General features: G+C 65.2%; 16 protein-coding genes. 6 read left to right on the top strand and 10 right to left on the bottom strand.

Going from position 1 to position 20,998, the window contains the following annotated elements; all coding sequences use genetic code 11:
- Positions 1-24 precede the first annotated feature (24 nt).
- Together ilvD and VGV07_RS26595 are read right to left on the bottom strand one after the other, a co-directional pair.
- Positions 25-1,749, bottom strand: a complete 1,725-nt coding sequence (ilvD, locus tag VGV07_RS26600; protein ID WP_326871758.1) for a dihydroxy-acid dehydratase — start codon at positions 1,747-1,749, stop codon at positions 25-27.
- A 599-nt stretch (positions 1,750-2,348) separates the two neighbouring features.
- The gene (locus VGV07_RS26595) at positions 2,349-4,508 is read right to left on the bottom strand and encodes an esterase-like activity of phytase family protein (protein WP_326871757.1); all 2,160 of its coding nucleotides are present in this window, start codon (positions 4,506-4,508) and stop codon (positions 2,349-2,351) included.
- Between the two features lie 164 nt (positions 4,509-4,672).
- Here VGV07_RS26595 and VGV07_RS26590 point away from each other — a divergent pair, with 164 nt between their 5' ends.
- Together VGV07_RS26590 and VGV07_RS26585 are read left to right on the top strand one after the other, a co-directional pair.
- The gene (locus tag VGV07_RS26590; protein WP_326871756.1) at positions 4,673-7,072 is read left to right on the top strand and encodes an ATP-dependent helicase; all 2,400 of its coding nucleotides are present in this window, start codon (positions 4,673-4,675) and stop codon (positions 7,070-7,072) included.
- Positions 7,069-7,521 (top strand): thiol-disulfide oxidoreductase DCC family protein, encoded by a 453-nt coding sequence (locus VGV07_RS26585; RefSeq protein ID WP_326871755.1) that lies wholly within the window; start codon positions 7,069-7,071, stop codon positions 7,519-7,521. Before VGV07_RS26590 ends, VGV07_RS26585 begins: the two co-directional genes overlap by 4 nt.
- 92 nt (positions 7,522-7,613) lie before the next feature.
- Here the strand turns inward: VGV07_RS26585 and VGV07_RS26580 are convergent, their stop codons facing one another.
- Positions 7,614-8,543: a DMT family transporter gene (locus VGV07_RS26580; RefSeq protein ID WP_326871754.1), complete on the bottom strand. Its 930-nt coding sequence runs from the start codon at positions 8,541-8,543 to the stop codon at positions 7,614-7,616.
- 176 nt (positions 8,544-8,719) lie between these two features.
- Here VGV07_RS26580 and cls point away from each other — a divergent pair, with 176 nt between their 5' ends.
- The 3 genes from cls (at position 8,720) to VGV07_RS26565 (ending at position 11,848) form a co-directional block, all read left to right on the top strand.
- Entirely contained in the window at positions 8,720-10,177 is a 1,458-nt protein-coding gene (gene cls / locus VGV07_RS26575; protein ID WP_326871753.1) for a cardiolipin synthase, read from the top strand.
- Between the two features lie 18 nt (positions 10,178-10,195).
- The gene (locus VGV07_RS26570) at positions 10,196-10,909 is read left to right on the top strand and encodes an endonuclease/exonuclease/phosphatase family protein (protein WP_326871752.1); all 714 of its coding nucleotides are present in this window, start codon (positions 10,196-10,198) and stop codon (positions 10,907-10,909) included.
- A 69-nt stretch (positions 10,910-10,978) separates the two neighbouring features.
- Positions 10,979-11,848: a 50S ribosomal protein L11 methyltransferase gene (locus VGV07_RS26565; RefSeq protein ID WP_326871751.1), complete on the top strand. Its 870-nt coding sequence runs from the start codon at positions 10,979-10,981 to the stop codon at positions 11,846-11,848.
- Positions 11,849-12,100: 252 nt separating this feature from the next.
- Here VGV07_RS26565 and VGV07_RS26560 read toward each other — a convergent pair whose 3' ends face one another.
- Both VGV07_RS26560 and VGV07_RS26555 read right to left on the bottom strand, forming a co-directional pair.
- Positions 12,101-12,235, bottom strand: a complete 135-nt coding sequence (locus VGV07_RS26560; RefSeq protein ID WP_326871750.1) for a hypothetical protein — start codon at positions 12,233-12,235, stop codon at positions 12,101-12,103.
- A 141-nt stretch (positions 12,236-12,376) separates the two neighbouring features.
- Positions 12,377-12,505: a hypothetical protein gene (locus VGV07_RS26555; RefSeq protein WP_326871749.1), complete on the bottom strand. Its 129-nt coding sequence runs from the start codon at positions 12,503-12,505 to the stop codon at positions 12,377-12,379.
- Positions 12,506-12,638: 133 nt separating this feature from the next.
- On the opposite strand from VGV07_RS26555, the gene VGV07_RS26550 reads away from it, so the two are divergent.
- The gene (locus tag VGV07_RS26550; RefSeq protein ID WP_326871748.1) at positions 12,639-14,468 is read left to right on the top strand and encodes an aminopeptidase P family protein; all 1,830 of its coding nucleotides are present in this window, start codon (positions 12,639-12,641) and stop codon (positions 14,466-14,468) included.
- Between the two features lie 283 nt (positions 14,469-14,751).
- On the opposite strand, the gene VGV07_RS26545 is transcribed toward VGV07_RS26550, so the two are convergent.
- The 5 genes from VGV07_RS26545 to recN all read right to left on the bottom strand — a co-directional run bounded on the left by VGV07_RS26545 (position 14,752) and on the right by recN (position 20,965).
- Complete coding sequence (locus VGV07_RS26545) at positions 14,752-15,243, bottom strand: hypothetical protein (protein ID WP_326871747.1); 492 nt, start codon at positions 15,241-15,243, stop codon at positions 14,752-14,754.
- 78 nt (positions 15,244-15,321) lie between these two features.
- On the bottom strand, positions 15,322-15,774 hold the full coding sequence (locus tag VGV07_RS26540) for a DUF3828 domain-containing protein (RefSeq protein WP_326871746.1): 453 nt from the start codon (positions 15,772-15,774) through the stop codon (positions 15,322-15,324).
- Between the two features lie 13 nt (positions 15,775-15,787).
- Positions 15,788-17,050, bottom strand: coding sequence for a hypothetical protein (locus tag VGV07_RS26535; protein WP_326871745.1), 1,263 nt, complete (start codon positions 17,048-17,050; stop codon positions 15,788-15,790).
- Between the two features lie 31 nt (positions 17,051-17,081).
- Entirely contained in the window at positions 17,082-19,298 is a 2,217-nt protein-coding gene (ligA, locus tag VGV07_RS26530) for an NAD-dependent DNA ligase LigA (protein WP_326871744.1), read from the bottom strand.
- Positions 19,295-20,965: a DNA repair protein RecN gene (gene recN, locus VGV07_RS26525; protein ID WP_326871743.1), complete on the bottom strand. Its 1,671-nt coding sequence runs from the start codon at positions 20,963-20,965 to the stop codon at positions 19,295-19,297. Before recN ends, ligA begins: the two co-directional genes overlap by 4 nt.
- Positions 20,966-20,998: the final 33 nt, after the last annotated feature.

Below are 20,998 nucleotides of genomic sequence, written 5' to 3'. Positions count from 1 at the left end.
GCAACGGAAACAAGGGCTCCTGCCCTAAATGTCCGCATACTGCTCCTTCTCGCCCTTGGCGCCGGGGTTGGTCAGCGCGCCGTAACGCGCCGGCCCCACCAGCTGGGCATACTTCCAGATCGCGCCCGAGCCATACTCGGTCTCGCGGGGGGCCCAGCTCGTCTTGCGCCGGGCAAACTCTTCCTCCGACACGTTGACCGAGATCTCGCCGGTCGTGGCGTCGAGGGTGATGATGTCACCGTCCTGAATATGGGCGATGGGGCCGCCGATCGCTGCTTCCGGGCCGACATGGCCAATGCAGAAGCCGCGGGTGGCGCCGGAGAAGCGACCGTCGGTGATGAGCGCAACCTTGTCGCCCATGCCCTGGCCATAAAGCGCCGCCGTGGTCGACAGCATCTCGCGCATGCCGGGACCGCCCTTCGGGCCTTCGTAGCGGATGACGAGCACGTCGCCTTCCTTGTAGGTCCGCTTCTCAACCGCTTCGAAGCACTTCTCTTCGGTGTCGAAGACGCGGGCCGGGCCGACGAAGCGCAGGTTCTTGAGCCCGGCGACCTTCACGATGGCGCCATCGGGAGCAAGGTTGCCGCGCAGCGACACCACACCACCGGTCGGCGAGATCGGGTTCGAGGTCGAACGGATCACGTCCTGCTCGGTGTTGAACTTCACCTTCTCGAGGTTCTCGGCGACGGTCTTGCCGGTGACCGTCATGCAGTCGCCGTGCAGGTACCCGCCCTCGAGCAGCGCCTTCATCACCAGCGGGATGCCGCCGGCCTCGAACAGGTCCTTGGCGACGTACTTTCCGCCCGGCTTCAGGTCGCCGATATAGGGGGTCTTCTTGAAGATTTCGCCGACGTCGAACAGGTCGAAGTCGATGCCAGCCTCATGCGCCATCGCCGGCAGGTGCAGCGCGGCATTGGTCGAGCCGCCGGTAGCGGCGACGGTCATGGCAGCGTTCTCGAACGCCTTGCGGGTGACGATGTCGCGCGGGCGGAGCTGCACCTTGAGCAGTTCCATCACCTGTTCGCCGGCCTTGGCGCACAGCGCATCGCGAATTTCGTAAGGAGCCGGAGCGCCGCAACTATACGGCAATGCAAGCCCGATAGCTTCGGCCACCATGGCCATGGTGTTGGCCGTGTACTGGCCGCCGCAGGAACCGGCCGACGGACAGGCGACGCGCTCGAGCTCGTCGAGGGTCTCATCGTCCATCTGGCCGACCGAATGGAGGCCGACGGCCTCGAACAGGTCCTGCACCACCACGTCGCGGCCGCGGAAGCGGCCCGGCAGGATGGAGCCGCCATAGATGAAGATCGACGGCACGTTGAGGCGGATCATCGCCATCATCATGCCGGGCAGCGACTTGTCGCAACCGGCCATGGCGACCAGCGCGTCATAGGAGTGGCCACGCATCGTCAGCTCGACCGAGTCGGCGATCACGTCGCGCGACGCCAGCGACGACTTCATGCCGGCATGGCCCATGGCGATGCCGTCGGTGACGGTGATGGTGGTGAATTCACGCGGCGTGCCGTGGTTGGCGGCAACGCCCTTCTTGACCGACTGCGCCTGCCGGCCGAGCGAAATATTGCACGGCGCCGCCTCGTTCCAGGCCGTCGCCACGCCGACCAGCGGCTGGTGAATCTGCTCGCTGGTCAGGCCCATGGCGTAAAGGTACGAGCGGTGCGGAGCGCGCTCCGGACCCTCTGTCACATGCCTGCTGGGAAGACGCGATTTATCGACGTAGTTCGATGCCATTTCCTGGTCCCGCTTGTCCGGCCGGTGTACTCCGGCGCCCCTCAGAAGGCGCCGTTTATGGGGTTCGGCCTGACAAGGCACAAGGGCGGGGAGCACACGAATGGTTCGGTGCGAAAGCAAATGGCTTCCGTATTCGTCACAGCCCGTCCGAGATTTGTCCTCTGCTTCTTTTAGGGTCAGATTGTGGCGACGATCCTCAGCAAAACGTTGACCGCCAAGCGGCAAAATCTGGATTCAATCTTGCTGTTGCAAAAACGTCACGTACGATTCATCCGGCGTTCAGGATGTGGGCAGGAAACGAGCCATCGGCGTTGAAGTGCCGACGCACCAAGCCGGCTACCTCCTGATCCTCCACCTCACCGGCCGTCATCCCGGCGAAGGCCGGGACCCACTGCTCGGAAGTTTGGTTCAACGCAAGCTTCACCGGTCCATCACAGCAAGGTCGGAGAGATCGTACCGCGGGATAAGCCTGAGCACTGGGTCCCGACTTTCGTCGGGATGACGGTCGGTGGGAGTTCTGAGCGCGAAGATGGCTCCCTCCAAACGAAAAGGGCCGGCCCTTTCGGCCCGGCCCTGAGCCCTGCAATGAAGGCTGTCGCTTACTGGATCGTACCGACCGACCAGAAGAAGGTTTCGCCCGAGCTATCGGCGACGCCGTCATTGTCGGTGATCACGTAGCCCGTACCGTCGGCACCGATGGCGAAGCTCTCGACCTTGTCGACCACATAGCCGTTGTTCGAAGCGAGGTCGGGGATGAAGTCGCGGACTTCTTGCTTGGTCACCACCGGCAGCTCGCCGCCGAGTTCCGCACCGACGAGCGCCGACACCGGCACGCGGTAGAGCTTCTTCAGCGCCGCCTTGAGCGCGATCTGGTTGTCACGCTCGACGATATAGACATAGTCGCCGTGAGCGGTGATCTCGGAGAGACCGTTCCAAGCGCCCTCGGCCGTGGCTTCGAGCGGATAGCGGACCGCCGACCAGGTCTTTTCCTTGGTGTTGTAGCCAAGCAGCTTCACCTGGCCCTTGGGATCGTCCTTCCACTCGCGCTGGATGGCGACCCACAGGGTGTCGCCGACCTTGGTGACGCCTTCGGCGCCGAAGCGGATTTCGTGCGGCAGCAGCGCCTCGGGGAACGCCACTTCCTCGGTGATCTTGCCATCGGCATCGACGCGATAAAGCGCATGCGGGGTCAGCTTGTCGCTGCGACCTTCCGAGGCCACCCAGAAGCCGCCTTCGCCATCGAGCGCGATGCCCTCGAGGTCGAGCTTCTGCGCCGCATCGCCACCGCGGGTGATGACGGTCTTCTTGACGATCTTCGCCGGCTTGGCGGTGGCGTCGATCTCGTAGATCGCCGGCTGGGCGCTGAGCACGCTGTCGCTGACCGCGTAGAGGATACCGGGCTTGTCGGCATCGCCAACGGCGCCCGAGATGGCGGCCCAGCCGATCGGCTTGCCGTCGGCATCGAGGTCGGAGATCAGCTGCGGATAGGCCGCTTCGCCTTCGCCCAGCTCGTAGAGCATGACGTGCGAGCCGGCGAGGCCGTCGGCGCGCAGGTCCGTCTCGTTCGCCGTAACGAACAGGTTACGCGAGGGGATGGCAACCGAGCCTTCCGGGCCGATGCCCGACGGCAGTGACTGCAGGTATTCCGGATCGGCGCCCGTGTCCTTGTAGACGGCGACCAGCGAGGCGCGTTCCTCGGCGACGAACAGGTAGGAGGCATCGCCAAACGTAGCGGCCTCGAGGCCCTCGGGCTCGACGCCCTTCTTGTTGCGCGCGTCGGGATAGTGCCCGAGGCGGGCCGCCTCGTATTCCATCGACGGGCCGCTCTCGTAAACGACAGAGCCGTCCTTGTTGAAGATGGTGAAGCTGCGCGAACCGCCCTTCCAGTCGCCTTCATTGGCGACGACCAGCCTGTTGTCGTCGAGCCACTTCACCGCGTCGGGTTCGCGGGGGACATCATCCAGCTTGCCGGTGAACTTGAGCGCGCCATCCTTCTTGGTGTCGATACCCTCCAGGCTGACGGTGCCGGCCGAGAAATGCGACTTCACCGTGCCGGTCTTGCCGTCGACGATGACGATCTCGTTGTTCTCCTGCAGCGTCACGGCCACTTCGTCGAGACCGTTGAAGGAGACATACTCGACTTCCGGATCCTCCGGCGCGATGGCGGCAAGGCCGGTCAGCTCGACTTTCGCGAGGCTCTCGGGATCGAGCGCGCCACCATTGATCGACAGCAGCACCAGGTAGCCGCCCGGTGCCTGCGGGATGTCGCCATCGTTCAGTTCCTCGTCACGCTCATTCTCGATGGCGATGGCAAGGATCGTTCCGGCAGCGTTGTGGGCGATCGAATCCGGCTGGCCACCAAGCTCGACGGTGCTCTCGATGGCCTTGGTGGCGAGGTCGACGACCACCAGCTTGCCCGACGGATTGACCTTGCTCTCCGACGTATTGACCGCGGCGTAGACCTTGCTGCCGACGATGGTCACCGAGGTGGGTTCGCCGTCGAGCGCCAGGAAGCCGCCGGCCTTCGGCGCCTTGGCGTCGGTGATGTCGATGAAGCCGATGCCGCCGGCCGGGCTGTCGGAATAGACCAGCGTCATGCCGTCTTCCGAAGCAGTGATGATTTCCGACGAGGTTGCCTTCGCCTCGGGGTTGTTCAGCTCCACCGGAAAGCTGGCGATGCGGTTGAACACCGGCGCGGCATAGGCCGAGGTGGCGAGAAGGCCGGCGGTGAGGCCGAGGAGAATGGATTTGAACTGCATTTGCTGGCGCCCCTGAAAATCGAGGGCTTCGGCTTAGGCACGCCGCACAACGGCCACATGACAATCGGGTGACAGATCTGTGACAGGCCGCCGCCGCATATACATCAGGGCCTCTACTCCCTATATTCGCCAATGAGAACGAAACAGGATTCGTCGTTTCCCTGATGGCAGCAGAACCGCAGCGCCTCGACCGCCCGCAGGCGGGCTCGATCACCAGCCAGTTCGGCCGGGGAGCGGCTGCGCCCGACTACCTGAAGGGCCTCAACGAAGAGCAGCGCGACGCGGTGCTGACCACCGAGGGCCCGCTGCTGGTGCTCGCCGGCGCCGGCACCGGCAAGACCCGGGTGCTGACCACCCGCATCGCCCACATTCTCAATTCCAGGAAGGCCTGGCCGTCCGAAATCCTGTCGGTGACCTTTACCAACAAGGCCGCCCGCGAGATGAAGGAGCGCATCGGCGCGCTCGTCGGGGCGGGTGTAGAGGGCATGCCGTGGCTCGGCACCTTCCACTCGATCGGCGCGCGCCTGCTGCGCCGGCACGCCGAGCTGGTGGGCCTCCGTTCCGATTTCACCATTCTCGATACCGACGACCAGATCCGGCTGATCAAGCAGCTGCTCGAAGCCGCCAACATCGACGGGAAGCGCTGGCCGGCCCGACAGTTCGCCGGCATGATGGACAACTGGAAGAATCGCGGCCAGCTGCCCGCCGACGTCTCGATGGCCGACCGCTCGGCCTTCGCCAATGGCCGGATTCCTGATCTCTACCAGCAGTATCAGGATCGGCTGAAGACGCTGAACGCCACCGATTTCGGCGACCTGCTGCTGCTGTGCATCAAGCTGTTTCGCGAGAACCCGGATGTGCTGGCCGAGTATCACCGGCGCTTCAAATACATCCTCGTCGACGAGTACCAGGATTCGAACGTCGCCCAGTACCTGTGGCTGCGGCTGCTCGCCCAGGGCAAGCCGGCACCGGAGGCCAACCTCTGCGTGGTCGGCGACGACGACCAGTCGATCTATGGCTGGCGCGGCGCCGAGGTCGACAACATCCTGCGCTTCGAGAAGGATTTTCCGGGCGCCAAGGTGATCCGGCTGGAACGCAACTACCGCTCCACTTCCAACATCCTCAAGGCAGCTTCGCACCTCATTGCCAACAATGAGAGCCGGCTGGGGAAGACTTTGCAGACCGATGTCGGCGAGCCGGGCGAACTGGTGATGGTCACCTCGGTCTGGGACTCCGACGAGGAGGCCCGCCAGGTCGGCGAGGAGATCGAGCAGTTCCAGCGCCAGGGCGACGCATTGAATTCGATGGCGATCCTGGTGCGTGCCTCACACCAGATGCGCGCCTTCGAAGAGCGCTTCATCACGCTCGGCCTCAACTACCGCGTCATCGGTGGCCCGCGCTTTTATGAGCGCAAGGAAATCCGCGACGCGCTGGCCTATCTGCGGCTGGTGTTCAACCCAACCGACGACCTTGCCTTCGAGCGCATCGTCAATACCCCGAAGCGGGGATTGGGCGACTCGACACTGCAGATCCTGCACGATGCGGCCCGCCATCAGGGCTCGTCGCTCACCGCCGCGGTGCGGACGCTGATCCAGACCGAAGAGTTGAAACCCAAGCAACGCACGACGCTGCGGCAACTGATGGATCAGTTCGACGACTGGAACCAGCGTGCCCGCGCCCTGCCCTCCGAGGATTCGCTCGATGACGAGCTGGCATCGCCGGCCCGCAGGGACCCGCCGCATGTGGCGCTGGCCCAACAGGTGCTCGACGAATCCGGCTATACCGAGATGTGGCAGAACGACAAATCCGCCGAGTCCGAAGGCCGCCTGGAGAACCTCAAGGAACTGGTCAACTCGATGGGCGAGTTCTCATCGCTCGGCGGCTTCCTCGAGCACGTCTCGCTGGTGATGGACCGCGACACCGGCGAGGCCGAGGATGCCGTGTCGATCATGACGCTTCACTCCGCCAAGGGGCTGGAGTTCGAAACAGTGTTTCTTCCCGGCTGGGAAGAAGGGCTGTTCCCCAGCCAGCGTACCCTCGATGAGAGCGGTCGCGCCGGCCTCGAGGAAGAACGTCGCCTCGCCTATGTCGGCCTCACCCGGGCACGCAAACGCCTGCGCGTCTCGGTGGCGCAGAACCGGCTGACCCACGGGCTCTGGCAATCGGCGATCCCGTCCCGCTTCCTCGACGAGTTGCCTGCGGCCGCGGTCGAGGTGAAGGACACCGGCTCCGCCTATGGCGGCTACGGTTATGGTGGACGCACCGCGGGTGGGCGCTTCGACAACCGCGACCCGTTCGATTCCCTTTACGAGACCCCGGGCTGGCAACGCGCCCGCGCCCAGGCCTCGTCGCGCAAGTCGGCCGGTCCGGTGACCATCGACGGCGACCTCGTCGCCCGCTCGGTCGACGATGGCCGCGGCTCCAAATATTCGGTCGGCGAGCGCGTCTTCCACCTGAAGTTCGGCTATGGCCGGATCGACCAGATCGAAGGCAACAAGCTGACCATCGAGTTCGAGAAGGCCGGCCGCAAGAAGGTGCTCGAAAGCTTCGTGCAGAAGCCGTGAGGCCCGAGGCCTACAGCTATCGGCAGGACGATAGCGTCGCCAGGTTCGCCGACGACCATCCGGTGATGATCTACGATGGTTATTGCGGGCTCTGCTCGAGCGCCGTCCAGTTCGTGCTGCGCCACGATCGGCGCCGGGTGTTCCGCTTCATCGCGGCACAAAGCGAGTTGGGCGCCTCGATCTACCGCCACTACGGCCTCGATCCGCATGACTACGAAACCTTCATCGTCCTCGCCGACGGGCTGCCGTTCTTTGCCTCCGATGCAGTGCTCGAGATCGGGCGACGGCTCGGCCTGCCGTGGTCGATGGCTACCGTGGCCGGCGCCCTGTCCCGCCCTGTTCGCGATGGGCTCTATTTCTGGATTGCCAGGCATCGCATGCGGTTCTTCGGCAGGCGCGACACCTGCCACCTGCCGGCTCACGACGAGCGCGACCGTTTCCTCGCCTAGGAGGTCAACATGAGCGATCCGGACTGCCCAATCGAGCCCACCCCAAACGCGATGTCCCCTCCACCGCGTCCGTACTGCGCAATCGGCTGCCCTCACTGCGGCGGGCTGACCTCGCTGGCCCGCTTTCGCTCGAGGCCCAGCTTGTGCTCGCGGTAGATGATGAACAGCCCCGAGCCCACCACGATCGCGCCGCCCACCAGCATCTCGATGGTCGGGATATCGTGGAAGATCACGTAGCCGATGGCGACCGAGAGGATCAGCGAGGCGTACTCGAACGGGGCGACCACCGACATGTCCGCGTGGCGGTAGGATTCGGTGAGCAGGATCTGTCCGATGCCGCCGAAAATGCCGGCGCCGATCAAGAGGGCGAACTGCTCGGTCGTCGGCATCACCCAGCCGAATGGCAGGGTGGCGAGGCCGAACACCGACGACGTCAAGGAGAAATAGAGGACGATGGTGGCCGAGCGCTCGGTTTCGACCAGCTTGCGGACCAATACCATGGCCGTTGCCGCAAAGCCCGCCGCGACGAGCGCCGAAGCCGCGCCCAGCGTCGCCCCGCTCATGTCGCTGATGCCGCCCGAAAACACCGTGAGGCGCGGCCAGATGATGATGACGACGCCGATGAGGCCAACGAGCACGGCGCTCCAGCGGTAGAGCCGCACCTGCTCGTGGTAGAACACGGCGCTGAACACCACGATCAGCAGCGGCGTGGCGTAGCTGATGGTAATCGCCTCGGCCAGCGGCAACTGGGTGAGCGCGAAGAACCCAGTCATCATGCCGCCGGTGCCGACAAGCCCGCGCAGCAAATGGCTCACCGGGTGTTTGGTCGTGAGGCCGACACCGAGTTCGCCCTTCCAGATCAGGTAGGCGATGATCGGCAGGATGGCGAAGAAGGAGCGGAAGAACACCAGTTGCCCGGACGGCACGCCCTCGGAGGCCTTGAGCAGGCTCGACATTCCCAGAAAGACGCAGACCGAGCTCAGCTTGAACGCAATTCCCGTCATGGCGTTCTGACGGAGCATTGGCGGTTGCGGCGACACTGGCGGGACTTTCAAAGACGGGAAGACGGACCGGAAAGGTCCGGCTGCTAGTTCTGCGGAGGTTTGCCGCGGCGCGCAACCATCTTCCCGCGCCGAACTCGGCTCTGGCCGTTCCCGGTGCATCGGCTATTAGTCTTACAGGGACCAGCGGAGCGGCAATGAGCGGCGTCGTCGACATGAGTGAAGCGGTCGAGACCGTCGTCGAGAGCATTCCGATCATCGCGTTGGTGCTCGCCGGCTTTTATGCTCTGGCGCTGATCTGCGCGGTGCGCGAGATCAGCGTCTCGCGCACCGCGCAGGGCTCTATCGCCTGGCTGGTGTCGCTGGCCTTCCTCCCCTTCCCAACCGCCATCATCTACCTGGTGTTCGGTTGGAAGCATTTCGACGGCTATGCCCAAACCCGCATGCAGGTGCGCGCCTCACGCCTGATCCGCAGCGAAGACCTGGCGGTGATCGATCGCGAGGCCGGCGCCGAGTGGCCGGTGCAGCGCCGCGCCGCCGGCATGCCGTTCCTCGCCGGCAATGCGGCGGAACTGCTGGTCGACGGCGACGCGACGTTCGAATCGATCTTCGAGGGAATCGCGGCAGCCAGGAGCTACATCCTGGTGCAGTTCTACATTCTCAAGGCCGATGCGCTGGGCCACCGGCTGGCCGCGGCGCTGATGGAACGGGCGCGCGCCGGGGTGGCCGTCTACATGCTCTACGACGATGTCGGCAGCAGCGGCCTCTCCCGCGAATACAAGGACCGGATGTGGGCCGAAGGCATCAGGATCTTCGGCTTCAACCATCGGCACCGGTTCCTCAGGCTGTTCGGCCCGATGCGGATCAACTACCGCAACCATCGCAAATCCGTCGTGGTCGACGGCAAGGTTGCCTGGACCGGCGGCGCCAATATCGGCGTCGAGTATCTGGGTGAGGACGAACGCTTCGGCGCCTGGCGCGATACGCAGCTGAAGCTCGAAGGGCCGGCCGCCTCCTCGGTGGCCCTGATCTTCCAGGAGGATTGGTTGTGGGCCACGGGCGAAGTCCTCAACCTGCCGCCGCCCGATCCGGTGGATGAGCCCGGCCATGTTTCGGCGCTGGTGATGGCCACCGGCCCGGCCGACAAGCTCGAAGCCTGCGCCATTGCCTTCGCCGACGTGATCGGCCAGGCCCGGCAGCGACTGTGGATCGTCAGCCCTTATTTCGTGCCCGACACCGACATGCGGACTGCGCTCTATGCGGCGATCCTGCGTGGTGTCGATGTGCGCATCATGCTGCCGGCCAAGCCCGACCACCTCCTGGTCTGGCTCGCCAGCAACGCCCATGCCGACGCCATGGTGGAACACGATATCGCCATCTACCGTTACCAGAAGGGGTTCCTGCACCAGAAGGTGCTGCTGATGGACGACAAAATCGCCAGTGTCGGCACGGTGAACTTCGACAACCGCTCCTTCGCCATCAATTTCGAGATGACGGTGTGGATGCCGGATCGCAACATGATCGCGTCAGTGGAAAAGATGCTGGAGGCCGACTTTGCCAATTGCCGCAAGGTGACCAAGGAAGAGGTGGAAAAGCGCCACCCGATCCCCCGCTTCATCGCCCAGGCGGCCCGCCTGCTCTCGCCCATCCTCTAGCTCATACCCCCAGGACAGATGATCAAAGTCGCCTCGTATAATATCCGCAAGAGCATCGGCACAGACCGGCGCCGCCAGCCCGAGCGCATCATGAAGATCCTCGCCGAGATCGATGCCGACATCGTCGCCTTGCAGGAAGTGGACCGGCGCTTCGGCGAGCGCGCCACCACCCTCTCGCCCGATCTCATCGTCGACTTCACCAACTACATGCCGGTGCGTTTCGGCATCCGCGAGCAGAGCCTCGGCTGGCACGGCAACGTGCTGCTGGTGAAAAAGGGCATCGAGGTGCGCAATCCGCAGCGCATCGAGCTGCCGGCGTTCGAACCGCGCGGCGCAGTGATGGCCGACGTGGTAATCGGCGGTACCGCCATGCGCGTCGTCGGCATGCACCTGGGGCTGCTCGGCAACTCACGCATGAAGCAGGCCGATGCCATCGTCGGCCATCTCGAAAAGCTCGAGCAGCGCATGCCCACAGTGATCATGGGCGATCTCAACCAGTGGGCCGAGGACGGCAAGTGCCTCGTGGCCTTTGCCAAGCACCATGACGTGATCCCGCTGGGGCCGAGCTTTCATTCGCGCCGGCCGATGCTGCAGCTCGATCGCATCATCACCAGTCGCGATTTCAAGCTGGAATCGGCGGGGGTCCACCGCACGGCCCTGGCCCGCACCGGCTCCGACCACCTGCCGGTCTGGGCCAGCCTGTCGCTCGAGCGCGCCGAAGCCGCCGCTTAACGCTGCTCAGGCGGGACCATTGACTTAGGGCGCCGCTGCCCCGAAACAGCGGCGAACAGGACATTCAGCATGACACTCTCACAACTCTCCACTCCGCTGACCAAGGACCAGGCCTATGCACTGGTCGACGCCGTGATGGCGCGTGAGGACATCGCCATCACCGCCTCGGCGCACGAGAACGAAGATACCGGCGAGTGGGTGTTCGAAGCGACCTGCGACAGCGAACCCGATGTCGAGGCGTTCAACCAGATCGCCCGCGCGACGCTGGGCGGCGATGTGAGCTTTGCCGTCGAGGCGATCGACCCCTCGGTCAATTGGGTGGCCAAATCGCTCGAGGGGCTCCAGCCGGTGGTCGCCGGCGGCTTCTTCGTGCATGGCAGCCACGAGGAAAATCCGCCCCCGCCCGGGCTCACGGCCATCCGCATCGACGCCGCGCAGGCCTTCGGCACCGGCCATCACGAGACCACCACCGGCTGTCTCGAAGCCATTGACCGCGCCCTCAAGCGCAAGCGCTTCCGCGCCATGCTCGATGTCGGCACCGGCACGGGCGTATTGGCGATCGCGTTGGCCAAGCGCACCCACCTGCCGGTGCTGGCGAGCGACATCGACCCGATCGCCGTCACCACTACGGTGGAGAACGCCCGCGACAACGGGGTTGGCCGCTACATCATCGCCTTCGAGGCGACCGGGCTCGATCACCGGCAGATCGCCGCCGGCGCGCCCTACGACCTGATCGTCGCCAATATCCTCGCCGGCCCCCTGGTGGCCCTGGCGCCCGGCATGCGCAAGGTCGCAGGCATCGGCGCCACGGTGATCCTCTCGGGCATCCTCAACACCCAGGCCAACCGGGTGATCTCGGCCTATTCGCAGCAGGGCATCGTGCTGCGGCAGAGGATCGTGAAGAAGGAATGGACGACGTTGGTGCTGGAGCGGGTTTGAGTCGCCGCTGGCGTCTACGTTGACTGATAGAGACGGCCCCCTCCCGGCCTCCCCCATGAAGGGGGAGGTGAAGAAAGAAGCGCTGTGGCTCGATCGTGCCAAACACGGGATGCGGCACCTCCCCCTTCATGGGGGAGGATGGGAGGGGGCCGTCTGCCAGCAGTATGTCGCACCCAAAGCAAAGTCCCCGGACCTTGCGATCCGGGGACTCGTCATAACAGATACCAGACCCCGCGCTGACGCGCGTCGGCCTTAGTTCGGGCGCTTGGTCAGCGCGCCGAGCAGCAGGTGTTCACGGCTGCGACCGACGCTGCGGGTCGCCTCGCGGCCCCGCGCTTCGATGACGCCGCCGAGCGCCTTGCGGAAATCGTTCTTGCTCTCGGGCATCTTGTTCTCCCGGTCTCTTTCTCTAAGTCGAGCTTCTCTCGACGTTCGGTATGTAGTGCGGACGGAGCCCGCGGGTAAGTCGTTGTTGCGAAAGGCAGCCATGCCAATTGTGCAGGGCGGCTTAACAACGGGTGAATCGACTCAGCGTCGCCCCTCATCCCGCACCGGGCGAGCCCGGAGGTATTCGGTGATGTGACGCTGCGCCTGTCTGGTGCGGCCTTCGATCATCGATTCGAACACGCGGCGGAAGAAGGTCTTTCGTTCAGTCATGTCTTACTCCCTGAGGAGCCCCGGCGTCCCAGTGCCACCGAACCGCTGAACCGGGAATGAATGGCAGGCGCGGCTTGGGAAGCGACGGAGCCTCTGATACGGTCCGCGCCATTCCTTTCCCCGGCAAATCATCATGACCGACAGCGACTTCGCCCCGACCATCTACCAGAGCTTCGATATCCGCACCGATCCCAGGACGGTGGCGCCGCGTCTCAAGGCGTTGCGCGCCGCCATGCGGGAAGCCGGCGTCGACGCTTTCCTGGTGCCGCGCACCGATGCGCATCGCGGCGAGATGGTGCCCGAGAGCGAGGCACGCCTTGCCTATGTCACGAGCTTCACCGGTTCGGCCGGCCTCGCCATCGTCGGCTTGAAGAAGGCCGCCCTGTTTGTCGATGGCCGCTACACCCTGCAGGCGCCGGCCGAGACCGATACCAGGCTGATCACCGTACTGGAGGCCAGCCAGGGTGGGTTGCCGCCCAAGCTCGCCGATTTCGTGCCCAAGGGCGGCAAGCTCGGGTTCGATCCGTGGCTGCACACACCGAGCGAGATTGCCGATCTCGAAAAGAAGCTCGGCGGCAAGGCGACGCTGGTTCCGGTGGCCAACCTCGTGGACCAGACCTGGGCCGACCGCCCTGCCCCTCCCAACGCCGCCATCGAGTTCCTCGGCCATAACCGCGCCGGCAAGACCGCGCCCGACAAGCTGGCCGAGATTCGCGCCGCCATGAGCGAGGACAACGCCGACGCCCTGGTACTGACGGTGCCGGAATCGATCAACTGGCTGTTCAACCTCCGCGGCCGCGACGTGCCGCATGTGCCGGTGGTGCTGTGCTTTGCGCTGGTACCGAAATCCGGCATGCCGACGCTGTTCTTCAACAAGGAGAAAATCACCCCCGAGTTGCGCCATGGCCTCGAGGGGCTGGCCAAGGTGGCCGATGTCGCCACCATGGTTGCGGCACTCCGCAAACTCGGCGCCGGCGACAAGCGGGTGATGCTCGATCCGGCAACCGTGCCCGTGGCGGTCGCCAACGCGATCAGCGGTGTCAGCGAAGCGACGCTGATCGAGCGGCGCGACCCGGTAATGCTGCCCAAAGCCAGGAAGAACGAAGCCGAACTCGCCGGCATGCGCGAGGCGCACAAGCTCGACGGCGTGGCCATGGCCCGGTTCCTGCACTGGTTCGACCAGGAGGCACCCAAGGGTAAGCTCGACGAGATCGGCATCGCCACCGCACTGGAGAGTTTCCGGCGCGAGGAATCGGGGCTGGTCGACGTCAGCTTCGACACCATCTCGGGCTCCGGCCCGAATGGCGCGGTGATCCACTACCGGGTCGACGAGAGGACCAACCGGAAGCTGAAGCCGGGCGAACTGATGCTGGTCGACTCCGGCGCGCAGTATCTGTCGGGCACCACCGACATCACCCGCACCATGTTCACTGGCAAGGCCACGGCCGAGCAGAATGACCGCTTCACCCGCGTATTGCGCGGCATGATGGCGATTTCGATGACCCGCTTCCCCAGGGGCACCACAGGCGCGCAGCTCGATGTGCTGGCGCGGCAGTTCCTGTGGGAGGATGGGATCAACTACAACCATGGTACCGGCCACGGCGTCGGCGCTTTCCTCTCCGTACACGAAGGCCCGATCGGCATTTCGAGCCGCTACTCGGTGCCGTTCGAAGTTGGGATGATCACCTCCAACGAACCCGGCTACTACAAGGCCGGCGCCTACGGCATCCGCATCGAGAACCTGCTGGTGGTGCAGGAAAGCAGCGTCGGCGAGGGCAAGTTCCTCGAGTTCGAGACCCTGACCCTCGCGCCGATCGACCTACGGCTGATCGACGAAACGCAACTCAGCGGGCCGGAGAAAGCCTGGCTCAACGCCTACCATAAGCGCGTGTTCAAGGAGATCGGCCCGCAGCTGAAGGGCGACGCCAAGGCGTGGCTCAAGGAAGCGACGCGGGAGATCTGAGGCTCGCTGCGGCCAAGCTCCCGTCTCTTCTGCCCCTCTCCCCTTGAGGGAGAGGGTGGCTCGGCGAAGCCGAGACGGGTGAGGGGCAGTTTAGCCTCGTAAGTCGCTCCTCGCTCCGCCCGGATCGCGCGTCGCAAGCGACGCGGTACCCCTCATCCGGCGCTGCGCGCCACCTCGCGGCGAGGGCGTTCGCCCTCGTCCGCTGACCTCAAGGGGAGAAGGGAGACCGGCGTGGGCTGCTACCATCTACGATTGCCGAGCACTAGCCGGGCGCCGCCACCCCTCAGTTCACCCCAAACGGATCATATTGCAGCAGCCAGGACAGCAGCCAGTTCTGGCTGCCGGCGAGCGAGGCGACGTCGTCGACCTTCCAGCCGTCCGCCTCGCGCACCATGGCGATGCTGATGAGACTCAGGTGGTCGAAATTGTGGAAGCTGACGGTGGAGACGGCCCGGTCGCCGTTCAGTACCGGCTCGCTGATCACCACGTCGAGCAACAGGGAATTCTGCCCCTCGATGAACGGATCGAACGCCAGCATATCCGGCGCATCGGGATCGACCGCCGCCCCTTTCTGGTCGACCCCCTGTCGCTCGATATTGGCGGCGTAGAGATCCTTGAGCCGCGAGGAGTAGAACCTCTCCAGTCCATCCGCGTGCCTTTCGCCGGCGCTGTAGGGCTGATAGATCGCCTCGACCAATGCCCTGGGGTTGTCATAGGCGCTCGCCGCGCCGCTAAAGCCAAGGATAAGCAGAAGACTTGCTATGATGCGACGCATGCGCCCCGTCGTGCCCGGTTTCGATTGCACCCGGCTAGCAAGGGGTTTGGGCGCATTGAGGGCTGCGCCGTGCCGCAATCAAGGCAGCGGCGATTGCAGGATATCGAGCAGGTCGTAGCTGTAATCGGCGCTGCCGCCCCACACGTCGTCGATCTTCCAGCCATCCTCGTTGACGAGGAGGAAGCCCAGTTCCTGCGGGGTGTCGAAGTTGCGGAACGTCACCTTCACCACGGCCTTGCCGCCAGCCATGTAGGGCTCACCGATGACGAGGTCGCTGACCTGGTAATCCTGCCCGTTGACGTAAGGCCCGAAATCGATCCGGCCGATCTCCCCATTGGCTTCCTGCTGGTCCTTCTCGAACAGCCCGTTGAGCCGCTCGCTCTGCAACGGCTTTTCGTCGGGCGGATAGTCGTTGGGCGGCATGTAGCCGGCATAGAGCGTCTCGAGCAGCGCCTTCGGATTGGAGAATGCTTGCGCGAAGGCCGGCTGCCCCAGCAACAGCAGCGCGCAGATGGCGATCAGCAGGCGCATGGCCAAAATCCCCTCAGTTGAACCAGAAGGCATAGCCGATCAGCGCGTCACCGAACACCGCGTTGGCCTCGGCGAACGACTCGGCGCTGGCAATCGGTCCGTCCTTGAGGAACGGCAGCGCATCATAGCCGGTGATCAGCATCACCAGGTCGGTCTTCTTGGCCGTCTCGAAATAGGCCTTCAGGTCGAAACCCTTGAGGAAGCGCCAGTGCGGCAGCAACAGCTTCCCGTCGAGGATCAGGTCGGCGGTGTCGAGCGTCGCCATCCAGGCTTTCACCTGTGCGTCGGTGATCTTCGCCTCGGGGGTGATGCCGGTCTGCTTCGGGCTCGGCAGCAACTCGCGGTTGTCATCGGTCTCGGCGAGGATCGCCTCCCAGTTGCGGCGGGAGAGATCGGTGATGGCCTTGAAACGGGCCAGCACCCGCTTCAGCCGGTCGGCATCGGTCACCGGCCAGTTGAGGTGGTGGATCGCCGCCAGCGCGTCGGCAATGGCATTGTCCGATTCCGGATCGAGCATCAGCGTCCCGGTGGCGCGGGTGTACTCCTGCATCGGCAGCCCGGCGCGCGGGAACAGCCGGTGGAAGGTGGTATCGAACAGCGCCCGGAAATCGTGCGCCAGGAGGAAATCCGCCTGCGCCGCCAGCACCTGCGAGTAGCCGGCGAGCCAGATCGCATCGGCGCGGTCGAAGCCGATGGTGGAATCGGGCGGCACAGGTGGAGTTGGAGCCGGCGCGCCCGGCTCGGTCGGGCCGGGCACCGTTGCGGCGCCGAACATGGCGTTGAGCACGTTGCCGATGCTCTCGGCGTCGCTCCCCTTGCCATCACCGTCGAGATCGATCCGCACTTTCAGAACTTCGACCGGCACAACATAGTCGCCGGTCTCGCCGGCAGTCAGCAGCGCATCCCGCGCCGCGTCCATGTCGTCGACCAGCAGTTGCAGGATGGCGCGAAACTTGTCGTAGTCGAGCGGTTCGGGGTTCGGGTTGACCGGCACGGGCATGGCCAGCGGCGCGCCCATGATCGGGCCGGCATCGGGCGAGGCGAAGCCGTGCCGATAGAGGCCTTGCGCAAAATGTTCGACGCCCTGGATGAAGCTCAGCATCCCGACGCCGAAGCGCCCCTCGAGATCCTGCCGCTCGTAGAACGGCTTCAGCTCGGTGAGCCCCTGCCCGATCGTCCCCTCATAGAGATGCTTGCGCGTGAGGTCGCCGGCTTCGTCGGCGAGCACCGGGAAAGACAGCGCCGCGCACAACGCGACAGTCGCCAGTTTCAGCATCCCGGTTCTCCCTCAGAGCGCTGGCAATCAGCTATTTGGCGGCCAACTCAAGCCATTGATTTTCGTCGAGCACAAGAATGCCGAGCGCCTGGGCATCCTTCAGTTTGGAGCCGGCGCCGGGGCCGGCGACAAGGATATCGGTGTTCTTGGACACCGAGCCCGCCACCTTGGCGCCGAGCCGTTCGGCCATCGCCTTAGCTTCGCCGCGCGTCAGCTTCTCGAGGCTGCCGGTGAAGACGATGGTCTTGCCCGCCACTTCGCTGGTGGCGGAGACGGTGACCACATAGGGCCTGGGGCGCACCTGCTGCAGCAGCGCCTCCAGCACATCGTCATTGCGCTCGTTGCCGAAGAAATCGATCAGCGCCTCGATGACGGTGTCGCCGATACCGTCGACCGACGGGAACACCGAATGCGGATCGTCGGCATGGGCAGCGGTCTCTTTGCCGACGCGGATCAGTTCCTCGATGGTGGAGAACGTCTTGGCCAGCACCGCCGCCGTGGTCTCCCCGATATGGCGGATGCCGAGCGCGAAGATGAACCGGTCGAGCTCCGGCTCGCGCCTGGCGTCGATGGCGGCGAACAGCTTCTCGAGGCCTTCGAAACTCCGGTCTTCGACGCTGCGGACATTCTTGCGCGCCTTGCCCGAGGCCTCCTCGCGCAGCCGCGCCTGCTCGTCACGCCGCGCCGCAAACGCCCGCTGCACCTCCGGCCGGCGATCACGCAGGGTGAAGATATCGGCGGCGGTCTTGACCAGGCCCGAGTTGAAGAACAGGTCGATATTCTCCGACCCCAGCCCTTCGATATCCATGGCGCCACGCGACACGAAATGGCGCAGCCGCTCGACTGCCTGCGCCGCGCAGATCAGCTCTCCGGTGCAACGGCGGCGTGAATCTTCCTTGCCGGTCTTCTCGTTGAGTTCGCGCGTCGCCGGCGACCCGCACACCGGGCAGACATGCGGGAACACATAAGGCACGGCATCGGCCGGCCGCTTCTCCAGCACGACACGAACGATCTGCGGGATCACGTCCCCGGCCCGCTGGATCACCACGGTGTCGCCGATGCGCACGTCGATCGGCTCGTCGCCGCGGATCGGTGCGCCGGTCGAGTCGATACCGGCGATGTAGTCCTCGTTGTGGAGCGTCACATTCTCGACCACGACGCCGCCAACCCCCACCGGCGCCAACCGCGCCACCGGCGCCAGCGTGCCAGTGCGGCCAACCTGGATATCGATGGCACGGACGGTGGTGAAGGCCTGCTCGGCCGCGAACTTATGCGCCACGGCCCAGCGCGGTTCGCCGCTCGAAAACCCCCAACGCCGTTGCAGCTCGAGGTTGTCGACCTTGTACACCACTCCGTCGATGTCGTAGCCGAGCGACGAGCGCAGCTCCTCGATCTTCTTGTACTGGGCGATCAGCTCTTCGATCGAGCTGGCGCGCACCATCAATGGGCTGATGGCAAAGCCCCATTCGCCGAACTTCTGCACCGCCTCATACTGCGTCGCTGCGGGTTCCGCCGAACTGGCGCCCCAGGCATAGGCAAAGAACCTGAGGTTGCGGCTGGCGGTGATGGACGGATCCTTCTGGCGCAGCGAGCCAGCCGCGGTGTTGCGCGGGTTTACATATTCCTGACCGCCGGCCGCCGCCGAGCGCGCCTTCAGTGCCTCGAATTCGGCCATGGTCATGTAGACCTCGCCGCGGATCTCGATGCTCTCAGGCCAGCCCGAGCCTTTGAGCTTGTGCGGGATATCGGCGATGGTCCTCAGATTGGCGGTGATGTCCTCGCCCACCGTGCCGTCGCCGCGGGTCGCGCCCTGCACGAACACGCCATTCTCGTAACGCAGCGAGGCCGAGAGCCCGTCGATCTTGGGTTCGGCGGTGAACACCAGCTTCAGGTCCTTGTCGCGCTCGAAGAAGCGCCGCCCTCGCTCGATGAAATCGATCACGTCCTCATCGGTATAGGCTTTGGCGAGGCTGAGCATCGGCACGGCGTGCCGAACCTTCGAAAAGCCCTCCACCGGTGCGCCGGCGACCTTGTCGCTGAGGCTGTCGGCGCGCTTCAGCTGCGGGAAGGCAATCTCGAACGCCTGATAGCGGCGCTTCAGGCCGTCATACTCGGCATCGGTGATATCGGGGGCGTCATTCTCGAAGTAAGCGCGGTCGGCCTCGCTCAGCACCCCGTGCAGCCGGTCGAGCTCCGCCTTGGCCTCCGCTTCGGAGAAGCTCTCGATCTCACGTTCCGCCTCGCTCACGATACCTCCGAAATCAGCTTCCCGGCCGCGGCGCGCGCCTCGTCGGTGACCTTGGCGCCCGCCAGCATGCGCGCCACCTCTTCCTGCCGCGCCTTGCCGTCGAGCCGGCGCACATGGGTGCGCACGAACGCCCCCTCTTCGATCGCCTGCTTCTCGATCATCAAATGGCTCTGCGCCCGCGCCGCCACCTGCGGTGCATGGGTGACGGTGAGCACCTGCACCTTGTCCGCGAGTCGCGCCAGCCGCCGCCCGATCGCATCGGCTACCGCGCCGCCCACCCCGGTATCGATCTCGTCGAAGATCAGCACCGGCGCCGAACCGCGATCGGCCAGCACCACCTTGAGCGCCAGCAGGAACCGGCTGAGTTCGCCACCAGAGGCGACCTTGAGGATCGGGCCGGGCTGGGTGCCGGGATTGGTCTGCACGTGGAAGGCGATCTGGTCGTGGCCGGAAGCGGCGACGCGCGACGGGTCGACCTGCCGGTCGACGATGAACTTTGCAGCGCCCAGCCTCAGGTCGGGCAGTTCTGCCTCCACGGCCTTGGAAAGGGCCGTGGCCGCCTTTTCCCGCGCCGCACTGAGGGCAGAGGCGGCGGCGGTGTAGGCCCCGCGGGTGGCCTCCGCAGCGGCTTCCAGCGCCTTCAGCGACGCCTCGCCGCTCTGCAGCATGTCGAGATCGTTCTGGTACTTGGCCAGCACCTCGCTGAGCCCATCGCAGTTGGTGTGGTGCTTGCGCGCCGCGGCACGCAACGCGAACAACCGCTCCTCGACCCTCTCGAGGTCGGCCGGATCGAACGCCATGTCGCGCTTCAGCACTTCAAGCGCGTCCGAGGTGGCGTCGAGCGAGACGAGCGCCGTATCGAGTGCATCGACAATCGGCTGGAACACCGCCGCGCCGGCATCGGCCTTGCGCATCAGCCGCCGCATCAGCCCGGCCAGGACCGGACCGGGCGCAGTCGGACCATTGAGAATTTCGTCGGCGTCGCGGACTTCCTCGGCGGCCTTCTCCAGCGTCATCAGCCGTTGCCGACGCTCGGCCAGGATTTCCTCCTCGCCCACTTCGAGATGCAACTCGCCCAGTTCGGTGACGACGTGACGGGCATATTCCTCGCGCGCCAGGGCCTCGGCGATCACCGCGCGCTGCCCCGCCACGGCGGCATCGGCTTCGACCAGAGCCTCGTGGGCGCTCCACACCGCGCTGACCATCGCCTCATGGCCGCCGAACGCGTCGAGCGCCGCACGGTGGGTCGCCACATCGATCAGCGCCCGGTCGTCATGCTGACCGTGGATCTCGACGATCAGCCGTCCCACGGCCTGCAGCAGCCCGGCGGAAACCGGCTGGTCGTTGATGAAGGCGCGCGTCCGGCCATCGGCCAGTTGCACCCGGCGCAGAATGACATCCTCGTCGTCGGCGATGGCATTCTCGCGCAGCGCCTCGCGCGCCGGATGATTGCGGGGCAATTGCAGCACCGCCACCACCTGCCCGCTTTCCGCCCCCGCCCGCACCAGGGACGCGTCGCCGCGGCCGCCGAGCGCCAGCGTCAAGGCATCGAGCAGGATGGATTTGCCCGCCCCGGTCTCACCGGTCAGCGCGGTGAGCCCCTCTTCGAGCGTGAGATCGAGCTGATCGATCAGGACGATGTTTCGAACCGAAAGCGCATTGAGCATTCGGAATGGCCCCTCGATGGTCGACCGGCCAGC

The sequence above is a fragment of the Devosia sp. genome (assembly GCF_035944845.1).
Classification (GTDB): domain Bacteria; phylum Pseudomonadota; class Alphaproteobacteria; order Rhizobiales; family Devosiaceae; genus Devosia_A.
Note: the sequence above shows the minus strand (reverse complement) of the source record. Positions and strands in the feature narration are given on the sequence as shown.

Bases quoted from the DNA above. Each gene is read 5' to 3' on its own strand.
- VGV07_RS26565 (WP_326871751.1), top strand. From the start codon at position 10,979: ATGACACTCTCACAACTCTCCACTCCGCTGACCAAGGACCAGGCCTAT.
- ilvD (WP_326871758.1), bottom strand. From the start codon at position 1,749: ATGGCATCGAACTACGTCGATAAATCGCGTCTTCCCAGCAGGCATGTG.
- VGV07_RS26535 (WP_326871745.1), bottom strand. From the start codon at position 17,050: ATGCTGAAACTGGCGACTGTCGCGTTGTGCGCGGCGCTGTCTTTCCCG.
- cls (WP_326871753.1), top strand. From the start codon at position 8,720: ATGAGCGGCGTCGTCGACATGAGTGAAGCGGTCGAGACCGTCGTCGAG.
- VGV07_RS26550 (WP_326871748.1), top strand. From the start codon at position 12,639: ATGACCGACAGCGACTTCGCCCCGACCATCTACCAGAGCTTCGATATC.
- VGV07_RS26570 (WP_326871752.1), top strand. From the start codon at position 10,196: ATGATCAAAGTCGCCTCGTATAATATCCGCAAGAGCATCGGCACAGAC.
- VGV07_RS26590 (WP_326871756.1), top strand. From the start codon at position 4,673: ATGGCAGCAGAACCGCAGCGCCTCGACCGCCCGCAGGCGGGCTCGATC.
- VGV07_RS26545 (WP_326871747.1), bottom strand. From the start codon at position 15,243: ATGCGTCGCATCATAGCAAGTCTTCTGCTTATCCTTGGCTTTAGCGGC.
- VGV07_RS26555 (WP_326871749.1), bottom strand. From the start codon at position 12,505: ATGACTGAACGAAAGACCTTCTTCCGCCGCGTGTTCGAATCGATGATC.
- VGV07_RS26580 (WP_326871754.1), bottom strand. From the start codon at position 8,543: ATGCTCCGTCAGAACGCCATGACGGGAATTGCGTTCAAGCTGAGCTCG.
- recN (WP_326871743.1), bottom strand. From the start codon at position 20,965: ATGCTCAATGCGCTTTCGGTTCGAAACATCGTCCTGATCGATCAGCTC.
- VGV07_RS26540 (WP_326871746.1), bottom strand. From the start codon at position 15,774: ATGCGCCTGCTGATCGCCATCTGCGCGCTGCTGTTGCTGGGGCAGCCG.
- VGV07_RS26560 (WP_326871750.1), bottom strand. From the start codon at position 12,235: ATGCCCGAGAGCAAGAACGATTTCCGCAAGGCGCTCGGCGGCGTCATC.
- VGV07_RS26595 (WP_326871757.1), bottom strand. From the start codon at position 4,508: ATGCAGTTCAAATCCATTCTCCTCGGCCTCACCGCCGGCCTTCTCGCC.